The organism is Tunturiibacter gelidiferens (assembly GCF_051013345.1).
Classification (GTDB): Bacteria; Acidobacteriota; Terriglobia; order Terriglobales; family Acidobacteriaceae; genus Edaphobacter; species Edaphobacter gelidiferens_A.
In genome coordinates, this window is the sequence record NZ_CP132939.1 from 6,373,267 (window position 1) to 6,389,070 (window position 15,804).

15 protein-coding genes and 1 pseudogene are annotated in these 15,804 nt (G+C 57.3%); 5 read left to right on the forward strand and 11 right to left on the reverse strand.

Annotation, left to right across the window (positions count from 1 at the left end):
- Positions 1-259: 259 nt before the first annotated feature.
- From RBB80_RS32305 to RBB80_RS32335, 7 genes and pseudogenes are all read right to left on the reverse strand, one after another.
- On the reverse strand, positions 260-943 hold the full coding sequence (locus tag RBB80_RS32305; protein ID WP_433966176.1) for a 7-carboxy-7-deazaguanine synthase QueE: 684 nt from the start codon (positions 941-943) through the stop codon (positions 260-262).
- 127 nt (positions 944-1,070) lie between these two features.
- Positions 1,071-1,451: a 6-carboxytetrahydropterin synthase QueD gene (gene queD / locus RBB80_RS32310; protein WP_183789534.1), complete on the reverse strand. Its 381-nt coding sequence runs from the start codon at positions 1,449-1,451 to the stop codon at positions 1,071-1,073.
- Positions 1,452-1,594: 143 nt separating this feature from the next.
- Positions 1,595-1,840, reverse strand: coding sequence for a hypothetical protein (locus RBB80_RS32315; protein WP_433966177.1), 246 nt, complete (start codon positions 1,838-1,840; stop codon positions 1,595-1,597).
- 48 nt (positions 1,841-1,888) lie between these two features.
- Entirely contained in the window at positions 1,889-3,727 is a 1,839-nt protein-coding gene (locus tag RBB80_RS32320) for a glycoside hydrolase family 13 protein (RefSeq protein WP_433966178.1), read from the reverse strand.
- Positions 3,728-3,808: 81 nt separating this feature from the next.
- Positions 3,809-4,468 carry a DUF3341 domain-containing protein gene (locus tag RBB80_RS32325; RefSeq protein ID WP_433966179.1) on the reverse strand — a complete coding sequence of 220 codons (660 nt, stop codon included), beginning with the start codon at positions 4,466-4,468 and terminating at the stop codon, positions 3,809-3,811.
- Between the two features lie 87 nt (positions 4,469-4,555).
- On the reverse strand, positions 4,556-4,951 hold the full coding sequence (locus tag RBB80_RS32330) for a BON domain-containing protein (RefSeq protein WP_433966180.1): 396 nt from the start codon (positions 4,949-4,951) through the stop codon (positions 4,556-4,558).
- 148 nt (positions 4,952-5,099) lie between these two features.
- Positions 5,100-7,146, reverse strand: a pseudogene (locus tag RBB80_RS32335) (ATP-dependent DNA helicase).
- 289 nt (positions 7,147-7,435) lie between these two features.
- Here RBB80_RS32335 and der point away from each other — a divergent pair.
- Positions 7,436-9,187 carry a ribosome biogenesis GTPase Der gene (der, locus tag RBB80_RS32340; protein WP_433966181.1) on the forward strand — a complete coding sequence of 584 codons (1,752 nt, stop codon included), beginning with the start codon at positions 7,436-7,438 and terminating at the stop codon, positions 9,185-9,187.
- A 12-nt stretch (positions 9,188-9,199) separates the two neighbouring features.
- Here der and RBB80_RS32345 read toward each other — a convergent pair whose 3' ends face one another.
- The 4 genes from RBB80_RS32345 to RBB80_RS32360 all read right to left on the reverse strand — a co-directional run bounded on the left by RBB80_RS32345 (position 9,200) and on the right by RBB80_RS32360 (position 12,204).
- Positions 9,200-9,358 (reverse strand): hypothetical protein, encoded by a 159-nt coding sequence (locus tag RBB80_RS32345; protein ID WP_433966182.1) that lies wholly within the window; start codon positions 9,356-9,358, stop codon positions 9,200-9,202.
- Between the two features lie 158 nt (positions 9,359-9,516).
- Positions 9,517-10,866: a methylenetetrahydrofolate--tRNA-(uracil(54)-C(5))-methyltransferase (FADH(2)-oxidizing) TrmFO gene (gene trmFO, locus RBB80_RS32350; RefSeq protein WP_433966183.1), complete on the reverse strand. Its 1,350-nt coding sequence runs from the start codon at positions 10,864-10,866 to the stop codon at positions 9,517-9,519.
- A gap of 83 nt (positions 10,867-10,949) precedes the next feature.
- A complete protein-coding gene (locus RBB80_RS32355) occupies positions 10,950-11,474 on the reverse strand; it encodes an N-acetyltransferase family protein (protein WP_433966184.1) in 525 nt (174 codons plus the stop codon).
- Between the two features lie 7 nt (positions 11,475-11,481).
- Positions 11,482-12,204 (reverse strand): hypothetical protein, encoded by a 723-nt coding sequence (locus RBB80_RS32360; protein ID WP_433966185.1) that lies wholly within the window; start codon positions 12,202-12,204, stop codon positions 11,482-11,484.
- A gap of 70 nt (positions 12,205-12,274) precedes the next feature.
- Between RBB80_RS32360 and RBB80_RS32365 the strand changes: the two genes are divergently transcribed.
- The 4 genes from RBB80_RS32365 to RBB80_RS32380 are packed head-to-tail and all read left to right on the forward strand — an operon-like array spanning position 12,275 to position 15,776.
- Entirely contained in the window at positions 12,275-13,561 is a 1,287-nt protein-coding gene (locus RBB80_RS32365) for a 3-deoxy-D-manno-octulosonic acid transferase (protein ID WP_433966186.1), read from the forward strand.
- Entirely contained in the window at positions 13,558-14,595 is a 1,038-nt protein-coding gene (gene lpxK, locus RBB80_RS32370; RefSeq protein ID WP_433966187.1) for a tetraacyldisaccharide 4'-kinase, read from the forward strand. The genes RBB80_RS32365 and lpxK overlap by 4 nt, the downstream gene beginning before the upstream one ends.
- A gap of 30 nt (positions 14,596-14,625) precedes the next feature.
- The gene (locus RBB80_RS32375) at positions 14,626-15,393 is read left to right on the forward strand and encodes a glycosyltransferase family 9 protein (protein WP_433966188.1); all 768 of its coding nucleotides are present in this window, start codon (positions 14,626-14,628) and stop codon (positions 15,391-15,393) included.
- A complete protein-coding gene (locus RBB80_RS32380; protein WP_433969996.1) occupies positions 15,363-15,776 on the forward strand; it encodes a glycosyltransferase family 9 protein in 414 nt (137 codons plus the stop codon). Before RBB80_RS32375 ends, RBB80_RS32380 begins: the two co-directional genes overlap by 31 nt.
- The last annotated feature ends 28 nt before the right edge of the window (positions 15,777-15,804 follow it).

Here is a 15,804-nt window from a genome sequence, read left to right on the forward strand (position 1 = left end):
AGACTGACATGTCTGAAGATACTGCTGCAGTTGCAGTGACCATCGCATTCTTTGTCGTGATGGCCGCTTGGATTCCTTTAGTCGAATGTTGTGGACGGGCTATGCGAAAACAACCAGAACGTGAACGACAAAGCAAGGGTCGCCGGGTCGTCGAGATGAAACCTAAAGTGCACGAAAAAAAGGGCGAGGTTACGAGGCGGTCGTGTTGATTACGATGGTCGCGTCTGTCTGCTCTCTGGGCCTGCTGAACTAATTCGAGCTAGACACCCTTCTTCACCGGCTCCCAGATGAACTTGTGGATCTGGAGAGACAAACGAGCGTCGATTCCATCGGCCATCATCCACTCAACGAGCACGCGAGGGTCGAGGAGGGCGTTGTCGGTTGTTCGCAGCACGCTAGGAGCTTTGTTGAAGGCTGGACTCAGCAGGACTTGACCAGCCTTCTCGTGGAGCGCATGGGCACGGATAAAGTCGCGCGCAAAATCATAGTCTTCGCGATGCGAGATAACGAACTTCACCTCATCATTCTTAGTGAGCGCTTCGAGGTTTTCCATGCGAAAGCTGTTGGCTGCACTGCCGGCGCCGGGGCATTTGACGTCGACAATCTTGTGGACAAGTTTGGGAACTTCCGCCAAAGGACGCTCTCCACTGGTTTCCATCATCAAGGTGTAGTCGTCCGCCAGCAGTCGCTCCATCAGCGGCAAGAGTTCCTTGGCCTGAAGCATCGGCTCACCGCCGGTGAATTCGATGAGACGGCACGGGGCGAGGGCCTCAATTTGCGCGACGATCTCATCGGAGGTGTGCGCCTTACCACCGGCAAAGGTGTACTCAGAGTCACACCATGCGCAGCGCAGATTGCAACCCGCAAGGCGGACGAAGATGCAGGGGAGGCCGGCGAAGGACGACTCACCCTGGACAGATTTGTAGAGCTCGATTAGATGCATTTTTTATCTCGCTAACGAAAAGGACGTCAGGACGGAACCGTTCGCCGCTTCGGTCAAAATAGCTGTGTTCTAAACAGGAAACCCTCCACCAGACCCTGTACAGAGCGCAGCCGGCCAGCTGCGGCCCCTACTTGTAGTAACGGGCGAAGCTGGTGTCGGTCTCGTAAAGGGTGCAGTCTTTGACCCGGACGCGGCCGCTGGTCATCTCGTGGAGTTGGGCGCTGGTCTGATCGTAGAAGTATTTGGCGAGGTTTTCGGCGCTGGGATTCATCTCTTTGTCGAAGGGCGGAAGGTCGTTGATCATAAAGTGGTCGAGGTAGTCGACGGTGGGGCGCATGACTTGCTTTAGAAGTTTGAAGTCGAGGAGCATGCCGGCTTCGTCGAGCTCTTCGCCGATAAGTGTCACGAAGACTTTGTAGTTGTGGCCGTGCGGGTTCTCGCACTTGCCGCGATAGTTGCGGAGGTAGTGGCCGGAGGAGAAGCCGGCTTCTACGGTTACTTCGAACATGAGTCTGGAAGTCCCTTCGGTAGTTCGATCGTTCGATACTTCGAAAAGATCGGGCCGCGTCTGGATTGGGTGTGGGTGGGCTCGCGGACGCGGCAGCAGCCTGCTTTGATTGTACCGTTTTGCGGTGGAAACGGCTCGCGGGGCTAGTGTCGGCGTTTTGCCCTGCGCGCCTCTTCGTTGCGACGCTCTGCCTGCTCGAAGAGCGAAGAGAGAACACCTGCAAGGGCTACGAGAAGGCCGACGACGAACAGTCCGAGACCCATAGTGCGCCATAGGGCGGCGTCGCCGGGTGAGCCGGGCTGCTGGGCAATGTTGGTGTAGGCGACACCGCAGGATATGAGTGCGAAGACGATGAGGCTGCTGGCGAGGATGTAAAGGTTGCGGCCCATGCGGATGGTCTTATTTTACGGCGAGTAGCATCCGAACGGACTTCAGCTTTACTTCAGCTTGTAGATACGGGCCTCCCAGCCGGCAAGGTTGAGAGTGGCGGTGACGAGATCGGTGGTGCCGATGTTCGACATGATGAGCGAATCAACTTTGACGCCGGCTGGCAGGGTATACGCGACTGGGCCTGAGCTGAAGTTGAGGACGACGAGATAACGCTCAGAGCCAAGAGTCCGGGTATAGACGAAGATGGATTTGTTCTCAGGGTCAAGGTCCTTATAGTCCCCGTAGACAAAGACCTGGTGGGCGTGGCGGAGTGCGATCAGCTTGCTGGTGTAGTTGTAGATCGAGTTCGGATCGGCGACCTCAGCGGCGGCGTTGATCTGCGCGTAGTTGGGGTTTTCGGCTAGCCAGGGCTTGGTTGCGGTGGTGAAGCCTCCGTTAGCGGAGGTGTCCCACTGCATGGGAGTGCGCGAGTTGTCGCGACTGGTGTGGCGGAGGTTGGCGATAAAGGTGTCCTCGGGGATCTTCCCGGTGAGAACCTCCGCCTTGTAGGCGTTCTTTACTTCAATGTCGTCGAAGTCGGCGATGCTTTTGAAGGGGTAGTTGGTCATGCCGAGTTCGTCGCCCTGATAGAGGAAGGGCGTGCCACGGAGAGTGAGGAGCATCGTGGCGAGAAGCTTGGCAGAGGGGATTCGGAACTCGGGCGAGTCGTCGCCGAACGTGGAGACAAGGCGGGGGTTGTCGTGGTTGGAGAGAAAGATGGTATCCCAGTCGTGGGTGCCAAGCACTTCGGAGTGGCGGGTATAGATAGATTTGATAGTGGCAAGGTCGAAGGGCTTGAGCTTGATGCCGTCGCGGTTGGAGCGGATGGCGTCAAAGTTGAAGATCATGTTCAGCTCGCGGCGGTTCTCGCCGACAATAAGCGGGGTTTGTTCGAGGGAGATGCCGAGAGCCTCGCCGACAGTCATGACATCGTACTTCGCCATGACGTTACGGTTCATCTCCTGGAGATAATCATGCATGTGGGGGCCGTTGGCGTAGGCATTGCCGTAGTTGTGAAGTTGGTCAGGCGTCAGTTCGGGGAAGGTCGGATTCTTCGAGATGAGGGGAATAACGTCCATGCGGAAGCCGTCGACCCCCTTGTCGAGCCAGAAGCGCATGAGGCTATAGACCTCTTCGCGAACCTTGGGATTGTCCCAGTTGAGGTCGGGCTGCTTTACGGCGAAATAGTGGAGGTAGTATTGGCTGGTATTGGGGTCGAACTGCCATGCCGAACCGGAGAAGAACGATGGATCGTTGTTGGGCGGCAGCGTGGTGGGTTTGCCGTCAGGGCCCGCGGGACCGGGCTTGCCGTCACGCCAAAAGTAGTAGTCGCGGTACGGATTCTCTTTTGATTTTCTGCTTTCGACGAACCAGTGATGCTCGTCGGAGGTGTGATTGACGACGAGGTCGATGATAAGCCGCATGTGGCGCTGCTTGATGCCGGCAAGCATGGCGTCGAAATCGGCCATTGTGCCGAACTCGGCCATAACTTTGCGGTAATCGCGGATGTCGTAACCGTTGTCGGCGTTGGGGGAGTCATAGTGGGGGCTGAGCCAGATGACATTGACGCCGAGCTTCTGGAGATAGTCGAGCTTGGAAGTGATGCCAGGAATGTCGCCGATGCCGTCGCCGTTGGAGTCTTTAAAGGAGCGAGGGTAGACCTGATAGACGACGGCCTCCTTCCACCAGGTGGGCTGATAGCCATTGACCAGAGCTGCTTGAGGAGGGGCGGCGGTTTGTGACTGGAGCGGGACGCAGGGAGCGAGATACGCCAGAGCAAGAGCCGCGATGAGGGTAGATGGCTTCACCGCACTATCGTCTACGGAAGCCTCTCGCGCGTCAAGCAAGCCACTCCACGATCACACAAAAAGAGAGCCTGTATCGAGTGGACACAGGCTCTTCGGTTCAACCATCCATCAGAAGAGAAGTCAGTACTTTGTGACAGTTCGGTCCCCGGTTACGAGGTCGCGTTCTCGATCAACCGGCTCGTCGTCGATTGTGCGTGTAGCAATCGGCTCCCTGTCAGAAAGGTTGCCGAAGGTGCCGCGGCCGCCGGTTGTATCCTTCGACCCTGCTTCGCCGGTAGAAGAGATGTCCGTTGCGCCGGTCTCCTTGAGGGCAGCTTTGGCGGTGTCGATCTGGTCAGAGGTTTCGCAGTGGATGGAGAGCAGTGTTCCTCCGCCTTTGACGGCGCCTTCGTAACGCTTGGCTTCGTATTCAGGGATGCCCATGCCGACGAGGGCTCCGACGAGCCCACCTACGGCTCCGCCAATGCCGAGACCGGCGAGCGACGCCATGATGGGGCCAGCGGCGATGAGCGGGCCTACGCCGGGGATGGCGAGTGCTCCGATACCGGCTAGCAGGCCAAGGGATCCGCCGATGACGCCTCCAGCCGTTACGCCCGTGGCCGTGCCTTCGGGAGCCTTCGTATGCTTCTCGTGAGCGAACGCGCGTGTGCTCTCGTCATCGGGAAGAAGAACAGAGATCGCCGAATTCTGGAAACCCTTGGCGAGTATGTGATCGACTGCGGATTCGGCGGTATTTGGTGTCGCGTAGATACCGAAGACTGCGGTGTTTTTGCTGGACATGAATGCTCCTTTGCTGCGGAACGCAGCACTAGTGAAGTGAGTGGAAGGTTTAGTCGTTTGGTCTTCTTGACTTGTTCCTACGGTGGCTTACTGCTTGACGGTGAGGTCGTTCGTCACCTTGTCGGCAGAGACCACGCTTGCCGCTGCGGAAGCTACTTTCTGCTTCTCGTCGTCGGATGAAACTGGACCCTTTAGGGTGACAGCGCCGTTGACAGTGACGATTTTGACGTTGTGGGCGTAGGTTGATAGAGATTTGTCGGCGATGATCGCCTTGCGAATCTGAGCAGTCGTCTGCCTGTCCGAGGTGCCGCCGTGGGTCTGGTTGTCAGCAGTCGGTTGCTGGGCTTTGTTTTGTTTGGAGTTATCGGGCGGTGTCGTCTGATCTGACGATTGCGCAATAGCCCGACACGTGGGAAGGGTAGTTGTGAGAAAAGCACAGGCGAGCGCGGCCGGGGCTAAGAAGGTGAAACGTAAAGCTCTCATGGGGGAGGATCCCTTTCTGCGGTAACCACAATTTGAAGGCAGGGCCGCATGATTGCGTGGCATCGAAGCCGTTCGTACATACGCAGTCAGAAGGTCAGATGGGATCGGTCGCCGCTTAGTTGTTCAACGCATCACGATCTTTGCGATGTCACGCAAGCTCTTTGAAGAAGCTCTCGACGTCGGCGATCTCTTGCGTCAGGCGATATGGGGGCAGGGACTCTAGGAAGATGCGGCCGTAGCGCTGCCGTTGAATGCGGGGGTCGAGCAGCATGAGAACTCCGCGGTCATTGAGCGATCGGATGAGCCGGCCGAAACCCTGCTTGAGGGTAATAACGGCGTTGGGAATCTGATAATCGAAGAAGGGCTTGCCACCAAGGGCTTCGATAGCCTCCATACGCGCTTCGACGATCGGATCGGAAGGAACAGCAAACGGCAGACGGTCGATGATGACACACGATAGTTGTTCGCCCTGGACGTCTACCCCTGCCAGAAGCTCGAGGTCCCGAAGAGAACGGCATGAGGCGTATCGCGAAACTGTTGCAACAGAACGTGGCGGGGCGCGGTGCCGTGCAATAACAGTGGGTAGGGGAGTTCCGCGAGCAGTCGTTCGTACGTGTTGCGCATCTGTGAGTGGCTGGTAAAAAGACAGAACGCGCGACCCTTGGTGATCTCGAGCACGCGGCGGATACGCTCTGCCGCCCGCTCGGGAAAATCCGGCTCGCGCGGATCCGGCATATTGGGCGGAAGGTAGAGAAGCGCCTGCTTTTCGTAATTAAAGTGAGACGGAACGATCAGTTCTCGAGCGGTAGTAAGGCCGAGGCGCTTGCGGATGTGGTCGAAGCCTCCGGATACGGTAAGGGTCGCAGAGGTGAGAATCACAGAGCTATAGCTATCGAAGAGCGAGGTTGTCAGTAGCTCGGAGACGTCGATAGGGGTCGCTTGCAGATGCGTGTGAAAGCTCGCGTTCCCGGCTCCCCGCGCGAAGTTCCGTACTCCACCTGCGATGCGCCGCTCAATCCAGAACACCGTGTTGCGATCCGTCGATTCAAGCAAAAAAGCCAGATGAGCCCGAATGTCGGCTGCACGTTTACGAAGCCCAGATGCCTCTTCGACGTTCTTCAGATAATCGAGTTCGCTTTCAAGTCGAGTAAGAGCATTGAGGGTAGCAGTATAGGTATCGCCGCTCTCCTCCAGAAAGGCTTCGCGATGAAGGAAGGGCATGCGTCCTCCGCCATTCGGCATCCCCATGGGATCGGTCGGAAGAACAGAGAAAAACAGACGAGAGCGGTCTTTGAGAGTAGCGCAGGCGCTCTCGATCGCTGACGTGCTCGCTTGTTTCGCCTTGAGCATCATTTCGACATCTCGCGCGAGTTCGTCGACCCGTTGAGTGGAGAGGCCGATGCCAAAGTAGTTGGAGGCAACCTCTTCCAACTCGTGAGCCTCGTCAAAGATCACACACGCAGCCTCGGGCAGGATGCCTGCATCGGGCGCGCCCGCTGCCTGCTGTTTGATGTTCAGGTCCGCGAAGAAAAGATGATGGTTCACGATGACAATGTCCGACTCGAGAGCCTTGCGTCGCATCGCTGTGACGAAGCAGCGCTCCCAGTCCGGGCAAGTCTGGCCCAGGCACACCTCGGTTCGGGCATCGAGCTTGTGCCACAAAGCGGACGACTCCGGAAGATGATCGAGTTCAGCGCGATCTCCGGTTTCAGTCGTCTTCTCCCACTTAGCAATCTGATGAAACTGATCGATCTCTTCGAGGCCATTGAGAAGAGGGTTGTCGCGGAGCGCATAGAGCTTGTGCCGGCAAAGGTAGTTGGCACGGCCCTTCATGTAACAAACCTTGAGCGGACCCAGAAGAGATTCAAGGAAAGGAACATCTTTGAAATAAAGCTGCTCCTGCAAATTCTTCGTGCCGGTGGAGATGATGACGCGTTGGTTTCGCTCACGGGCAAGGCGAAGGGCAGGCAGAAGGTACGCAAGCGTCTTCCCCGTCCCCGTACCTGCTTCAACGATGAGATGACGCTTCTCCTGAGAGCGGACTCAATGGCCCGTGCCATGTCGTACTGCCCTCGACGATGCTCAAAAGCCAGCGCGGACCGGGAAAGAATGCCACCAGGAGCGAAGAAATCATGGAGATTCGGTAGATTCTCTGGCTTCGCGGGCGTAATCGAGATGGGAGCGGTCGTAGACAAGGTGATTTGCTTGAGGATCGGCGGCACAGAGGCTTTGCAATTTCTATAATAGAGGGGGAAGCGAAGAATTAGCGTAATAAGCCTGGCCGCCTGATGCGTGCGCGGGAGAAAGTTGGACGTCCGTGGCTCAGAAAGACGATAGAAAGCGGTTAGGCAAAAAGCACAGGCAGGCCAGCACGCGGCCTAAAAAGGCCGAGCTCCGAAATCTACCCCGACAACAGGTGCGGTAGATCCGCGGAAGAGGAAAATCCTTTCGAGCAAGCGCGCTGCCGTCGACAGAGCTTCGCGAGTGACAAAGCAGTCTCCGGAACGGGAGAAGCGAAAGGCGATCCGCCCCGACGGGCCACCTCCCAGGAAACCCGCGACCGCAGTTCGCCCAAAGCTGGAGAGACCCACCGACGGCATTGTCGGACGGCAGACGCCGCGTTCGGAGAATGTCGCAGGGCGCGAACGAATTGAGGACGATTGGCGGGACATCGAGCTGCTGGCGTCCCAGATGGTCACCGAAACGGTAAGCGCCGATGCGCGTGAACTGCCGTTGATTGCGATCTGTGGTCGGCCCAACGTGGGTAAGAGCACCCTCTTCAACCGGCTGACCGGTTCGCGCCGATCGATCGTAGGCGATGAGCCGGGAATCACACGCGACCGCATCTACGGCGAGATCGAGTGGATGAACCGTGCGGCGAGAATCGTCGACACCGGGGGCGTGGTACCCGACGACGAGGCTCTGATTCCAGCGGAGATCTTCCGGCAGGCGAAGGTTGGATTGGAAGAGGCCGATGCAATTGTGATGGTCGTCGATGGTCGCACTGAGCTCGCCTCGCCTGATCTGGAACTTGCGCGATTGCTGTTACGCGGCGGAAAGCCAGTGTTTCTCGCCGTAAACAAAATGGATACGGACGCAATGCAGTCACAGGCGGAGAACTTCCGTCGGCTCGGATTCAGGAATGTGCTCCCCATCTCGGCGGAACACGGTTCAGGAATGGGCGATCTGCTGGATGCGGTATTCGAGATACTCCCCGAGTCGGCGGAGATAATCGAAGAGCCTGAGGTGATGCTCACAGAAAACGACGAAGCTCAAGAAGATGAAACGGGCCCGGACTTTTCCGTCTCTCCCGGTGCCACCCTCTCGACGGAGAGCTCAGAGGTCGCAACACCGAAACGCCCGCGGATGCTTCGATCACACGGCGAGTACGAGAGTCGTGAGACGAAGATCGCGATCATCGGCCGCCCCAACGTCGGCAAGAGTACGCTCCTGAACGCCCTCACAGGAACCCAGCGAGCCATCGTCTCTCCAATCGCTGGAACCACTCGCGATGCAGTCGATGAAGTGGTAGAGCGCGGTGGCCACGCGTTCCGCTTCGTCGATACGGCTGGAATTCGCCGAAAAGGCAAGACCAAGTTGATGGCCGAAAAGCTCTCAGTCATCATGGCCCGAAAGCATTTAGAGGCTGCAGACGTTTCTTTGCTGATCATCGACGCAGCGGAAGGCGTTGCTGCACTCGACGCAAATATCGGCGGCTATGCACACGAGAGCGGCCGTAGTGTAATTATCGTCGTCAACAAGTGGGATCTAATGACTCGCACCGGCAAGGATGGCATGCGCCTCTACGATGGTAAGCCGCCGGCCGATCAAAAGCTCTATGAGCAGGACGTTCGGGATAAGTTGAAGTACCTCGACTACGCGCCGCTACTGTTTATCTCTGCAGCCGATGGAAAGAATATAGAATCCGTGTTCAAAAAAGTAGAGCTGGTCGCGCGTGAGAGACGCAAGCGTGTGACCACCGGCCAGATGAACCGTTTTCTGGAGAAGGTGGACTTCCAAAAGGCGAGTGTGCCTATGAACAAGCGCGTTCGGATCTACTACATGACGCAGGCTGCGGTTGCTCCTCCGACGTTTGTGCTTTTCACTGACAAGGATGTGAAGATGCACTTCTCGTTCGAGCGATTTCTGGGCAACCAGATCCGGGAGAACTTCGGGTTTATCGGAAGCCCGATCTGGTTCAAGATCAAAGCTCGAAACAAGAAAAAGACGGAATAAGCCTGGCGAAAGCTAGATTGGACTGAACGGCTGGGGAGCCGCTTCCGGGAACGGAGGAGGCGGTGGCTCCAGCAGATCTCCCACCGCAGAAATACGTCCGCCGAGGAAATAGAGCGCGTAGGGCTGATAGAAGACGAGTATCGCCCCTACGATACAAATGACCGAAAGCATAAGACACGCGAAGAAGATCCAGCCGAGTAGCCCGAGGCTGCGCGTTCGATAGCGGGCGTGATAGCTTCGGTGGCTGAGAGTATTCGCATAGATGGATGCGATGAGGGTATCTTAGCTCTCTCAATTTCAGAATCGAATTATCAGTCGCCTTCACTAATTTATGGGGCGAGCCACTCCGTCCAGGCCGCGAGTGCACGGTCACACTGGAGCTTGTGACGCTCTTTTTTGTCGCGGATTTTTTTGCGAAGATCTTCTTCCAGAGGTGGCAGAAGGTCGAAGGTAATATTGGCCGGTTGGAACTTCTTCGTATCAGCATGGGTGATGTAGTGGATGAGAGATCCGTTCGCACTCAAGCGCGGTGCGATTGCAGGTGTGTTGCCTTTCGCGATAGATGCGGCGTAGATCCCCGCCAGCATGCCCGAGGCCATCGACTCTGTATAGCCCTCAACACCGCTGAGCTGACCCGCGATTAAGATGCAGGGTTGAGCCTTGAGTTGGAGAGTCCCGCTGAGCAATGAGGGCGCGTGAATGTAAGTGTTGCGGTGAATTTGACCATAACGCAGAAACGTTGCGTTCTCAAGGCCAGGGATGAGTTTGAGGATGCGATTCTGTTCGCCGTACTTGAGGTGATTCTGGAAGCCAACAAGATTGTAGGAGTCCGCGCGAAGGTTTTCCTGGCGGAGCTGGACCACCGCATAAGGCCAACGGCCTGTCTTCGGATCAGTGAGGCCGACGGGCTTCATGGGACCGAAGCGAAGCGTGTCGCGGCCGCGACGTGCTGTCTCTTCGATCGGGAGGCAGCCTTCGAAGTACTGAAGCTTTTCGGCTGTACCGCTGACAGGAAACCTTTCCCAGTCCTTCGATTCCACAGCCTCGGCTGTACTCAGAGCCTCCATAAAACGCTCGTACTCTTCTTTGGTGAAGGGACAGTTGATGTAGTCGGCGGTGCCTTTGTCATATCGCGCTGCGAAGTAGACCTTCGACATATCGATGGTTGACGCGTCAACAATTGGAGAGATGGAGTCGTAGAAAGCTAGATGGTCGGACCCGGTCAGACGCTGGAGTTCGCCAGCAAGCGCCGCGCTGGTCAGCGGACCTGACGCGAGGATTGTGAGAGTGTCAGGATCGGCCTCGTTGAGAGTAGTCACTTCCTCACGATGAACACGAATCCGAGGCTGTGACTCAATTCGTTCGGCGACGCGTTTGGAGAATTCGACGCGGTCAACCGCAAGGGCGTGTCCCGCAGGGACAGCGGTAGCATCCGCCTCAGCCAGAAGGATGCTGCCTGCTCGACGCATCTCCTGCTTGAGCAACCAGGGAGCGGAATTTTCAGACTCGGACTTTAGTGAGTTGGAGCAGACGAGTTCGGCAAAGTCAGAAGTTTGATGAGCTTCAGTGGAACGCGTCGGCCGCATCTCGTAAAGATCGACCTCGCAGCCACGTTTTGCCGCCTGAAGTGCTGCTTCGGGGCCGGCCAACCCGCCACCGATTATTCTTATCTTTTTCATGCTCCTTCCAGCATAGAGGAAGTTGCAGAACTCTTTTGTCGCAAGGGAGCTATGCTTGCTAGCGGCTCACAGACTTTTCCAATCTATTTGGATTGTGCGGCGAGAGCAGCAAGGGCTTCGCCGGAGACCTGCATGCCCTTCCACTCGGACTTCATGACGGCTCCCAGTTGATGGTAGAAGTCGATCGATGGAGTGTTCCAATCCAACACGCTCCACTCAAACCGAGGACACCCTTCGGACACAGCGATTGCAGCGACGCGAGTGAGTAGAGCTTTCCCAATTCCCTTCCCTCGATGCTCCGGGCTGACGTAAAGATCTTCGAGATAGATCCCGGCGTGTCCGCGCCAGGTCGAGTAGTTGTAGAAATACAGTGCAAAGCCTGCAGCGGCCGTCGTGTCTCCATCGGTCAACTCGGCGATGATGCAATCGAAACGTTTGTCAGTTCCGAAACCGTCGCGGAGCAGATCGGCTTCCGTAGTAAGAACGGCATCCGGTTCGCGTTCATAAGTCGCGAGGTCGCGGATGAACTCGAGAATCTGCGAAACGTCGGCAGGCGTAGCAGCGCGCAGATTGAGCTCGTGGTTGCGGTTCCGGAGTGGATCGATCATCGCTGAATTATTCCTGTGCTCGTAGTTTAGGCGCGCTATCGGAGGACTTCTCAGCCGACTTCGCTCCCGGTTGAGCGGAGAGCCATTTGTCGAAAGGAATATTGAAGTCGAAGAGCTGTTTCTTGCCATCCAGGGTGTGGACCATCTTGACGTAGAGTTCGGCGCCCTTCAGTGGCCGGTCGGGTAGCTGACGAACGTCGTAGAAGAGATAGCCAGCGAGAGTGCTGTGGGGGTTGACCGTCGTCCCGTTAAACCCGAAGTCGTTGTCGTCTTTAGTGATCTGTTTATCGACAGGTTTATCGTGGACGGTGACAGGTGGCAAGGGAAGCGGAAGCGGAATCTTCCGGCCGGCTGCGCCTTTGGTGGAAAAGAGTCGGCGCTGAAGATCATCGTCGGTAGCGGCAGGAATCTTGTCATTATTGATGGAGATGAACTGGATGCGGGCGTCATCGAGAGAAATCGCAGCGTCGCTTTCGTTGGTGAAGATCACACGGATCGCGACGAAGCCGTGCTGTAGGTAGGGGAGACGAAAGAAGTCGCAGTCTTTGGGATCGTCGCAAGGTTCAGCCGCAACGGTGACCTTTTCATTCGGATGCGCCTCAAACGCTGCATATTGGTCAGCGGGTTTTACAGGAGGCGCTTTCTTGTCGGCGGCCCTGGCATTCGCGGCCAGAAAGCAGAAAATGGTTACTAGTAGGATCGAAGTTGTGGAGAACCGGTGGGACTTCATAGCCAAGGTTGATTATCATCTCCGCTGGCGTACAACGTAAAGCGAGGGCTCGGCGACAGTGATGATGGTGATGTATAGCTCGTTGCTGCTGGCCGTGCTTGTGGTCGGCGCTCCTTACTGGCTGGTGCGAATGGCAACCATCGGGCGATACAGGGCAGGGCTGCGGGAACGACTGGGACTGGTGCCGAACGGGTTGCACGCGGAGGCGGCCGGACGAAGTGTGGTCTGGGTGCATGCGGTCAGCGTGGGTGAGGTTATGGCCGCAACGCGGTTGATAGGCGAACTGAAGGAGAGGCTGCCGGGTTGGCTGCTGGCGGTTTCGACGACCACAGAGACAGGGCAGAGGCTTGCAAAGGAGAGACTGCCCGATTCGCCGGTGTTTTATCTGCCGCTGGACCTCAAATTTTCCGTAAGGAGGTATCTGCACGTACTGCGGCCGCAGATGCTGGTGCTTATGGAGAGCGAACTGTGGCCGCGGCTGATCGTGGAGTGCACAAGGGATGGAATACCAGTTGTAGTGGTGAATGCGCGAATCTCGGATCGATCGTTTCCGCGGTACATGCGACTCCGGCGCCTTTGGCGGCCATTCCTGGAGATGATTGCTCTGTTTCTTGCGCAGAGCACCGAGACCGCTGACAGGTTAATAAAAATTGGCGCTCCCGAGACCAGTGTACGGGTAACCGGGAATCTGAAGTATGACGTGCAGGCAAGGACCGACAACGAGATGACAAGGCTGATCGCGTCGAAGCTGTCCGGCACAAGACTGATGGTCGTCGGCAGCACCCTTGCCGGCGAAGAGGAGATCCTCCTCGCTGCATGGCTTTCGATCCGGCAGGCTATTCCAGATGCGTCGCTCCTGATAGCTCCGCGGCATAAGGACCGCTTTGAGGAAGTTTTGCAGCTGATTCGAAGAAGTGGAACTCCATTCTTCCGGTGCAGCCAGCTCACGCAGAATCCTAAGCCCATTGTCGGCGGAACGATTCTTCTGCTTGACACGATCGGAGATCTTGCATCGGTCTACGGATTGGCGTCAGTGGCCTTCATTGGAGGCAGTCTGGTTCCAAAGGGTGGACATAACCCGCTGGAACCGGCGCAGTTCGGGGTGCCGGTGCTGATGGGGTCTTCCTTTGAGAACTTTCGTGAGATCGTGAAGACCATGCAGGAAGCAGAAGCGATTCGTATCGTCGGAGAGGACAGGCTGGCTGAGACGCTGATCAGTATGTTGCGGGAGAAGGACGACTCTCGGGCGCTTGGGGAACGCGGACGAGCAGTGTTTGAAGCTCAGGCGGGAGCAATAGCACGAACGGCACAGGCCGTCGTCTCACTGTTGGAGGAGAGGGTGAGGACCGCGCGATGAGTGTGCGACGACCATGGCTGCTTCCGATGGCTCCCCTGTACGGGGCTGCGCTTGCGCTCAAAAAGCAGCTGTTTGCCTGGGGCTGGTTGAAGCGCAATCATCTCGAGAGCACCGTGATCAGCGTAGGCAGCGTCTCGGCGGGCGGCGCAGGCAAAACACCCGTTGTGTTAATGCTGGCTGGCATTCTGCGCCACCGCGGCTACGCGGTCCGAATCCTTACGCGAGGGTATAAGCGTAGCTCGGAGATGATTGCAAGGGTCGAACCCTTCGACGATGCCCGCTGGCATGGTGATGAACCCGTCCTGCTGGCACAGCGCTCCGGAGTGCCGGTGTACGTGGGAGCAGACCGCTATCAGGCCGGCATAATGGCGGAGCAGGGTGAGCCCTCGGAAAAATTGGTAGTTCATCTGCTCGATGACGGATTCCAGCACAGACGACTCGCCCGCGACATAGATATCGTTTTGCTGACCCAGGAAGATGTCGAGGACACGTTGCTGCCGGCGGGGAACCTAAGAGAACCGCTCGAGGCGATAGCGCAGGCGGATGTTGTGGTTCTCCGGGAGGACGAGGCGGACACACTCAGAAGCGTAGTCAACGGACTGAGCCACTCCAAGGGCAGGCCCTCAATCTGGGTCATTCGCAGGAGGTTGAGCCTGGGGGAGGGTGGCGAGGTGGCGCTGCCAACAATGCCCTTTGCTTTTTGCGGAATTGCAAGACCTGACAACTTTACCCGAATGCTTGCGGCACAGGGTTATGAGGCCATGAAGACCTTGGCCTTTGAAGATCACCATGCCTACAACGAAGATGATATTACGCGTCTGATGCAGCAGGCGCGCGCTGTTGAAGCCAATGGATTCGTAACCACGGAGAAGGACGCCGTGAAGCTCACACCGATCTTGCGAGACCGGCTGGAAACAGTAGGCCCCATTGTCGTGGCGCGTCTCTGCGTCGAACTGCTGGACGAGAAGCAGGCTCTGGAGCAATTGGTAGCGATGGTGGGACGGCTGGATCGCCGCCGACGCCAGGGTCGCTAGAAATCGAATCCTGCGTGAGAAAATGAAGCCTTGGCTACCGAACTCACGCCCTCACCGTCGCGCAATGTAGGATCCCACGCGTCGGATTATTCGCGAAGCGTCCTGATCGTTCGAATCGGGGCGATGGGAGATGTGCTTCACGCGATGCCCGCGGTCGCTGCGTTGCGTGAGAAGCATCCCGAGTGGCTTATCGGTTGGGCGATCGAGCCGGCCTGGAGTGGATTACTGCAGGCTTCAACGGACTTCAACCGTATCCCCCACAAAACCGGACGCACCGAGAGCAAGCCATTGATCGATCGATGGCACCCCGTGCCTGCCAAAGCTTGGAGCAACCGCCCCTTTGCTCTCTCCACCCTGTCGGAGATCAATACGACGCGTCGTGAACTCCGAAGAGCCCGGTACGACGTCTGCGTCGACATGCAGGGGTCGATGAAGTCCGCACTCGTGGGGCGAATGGCAGCCACACCGGTCTTCTCCGGCCCAGCGAAGCCCAGGGAGACACCTGCGAGCTGGCTCTATCGACATCGGATAGCAACCACCTCTACACATGTAGTGGAGCAGGCGTGCGAGCTGCTAGGCGCCGCAGTGGGCGAAATTCTGAAGCCAGCAGCAGTAACGCTTCCTGTAGACCCGAAGGCGGAGTTATGGTGTAACAGACTTCTAGCCCAGACCTCATTGATCAGAGACAGATTCGCCTTCCTCGCTCCTACAGCCGGCTGGGGGCCAAGCAATGGCCCGCGGAGAGATACGCCGCCGTCGCTGCAGATCTGGGCCGTGCCGGGTATCGCTCGCTTGTGAACGAAGCTCCCGGCCATCGATTTGCAGATGCAGTCGTTGACGCAAGTGAAGGTTTTGCGATCTCCGTTCCCTGCTCCGTCGAGCAGATGATTGCGCTTATACGCCGAGCCGGATTGGTAATAGCCGGAGATACCGGACCACTGCACCTCGCAGCCACGCTGGAGCGTCCGATCGTCGGTTTATACGGACCCACCGACCCCTCCCGAAACGGCCCCTACATAGGCGACAATTCAAAAGCGCGAGTGTTGCGACACGAGTCCAGCCGAACAGATCACTCCCGGCACGCAGAGACGGAGCCCGGGCTTATGCAGATATCAACGGAAGAAGTTGTGGAAGCAGCGCTGGAGCTACTCCGCAGCGGACAAGATAAGGTAAAGCTGTGAGCGAACGAACAACATGGCAAAAGATCGC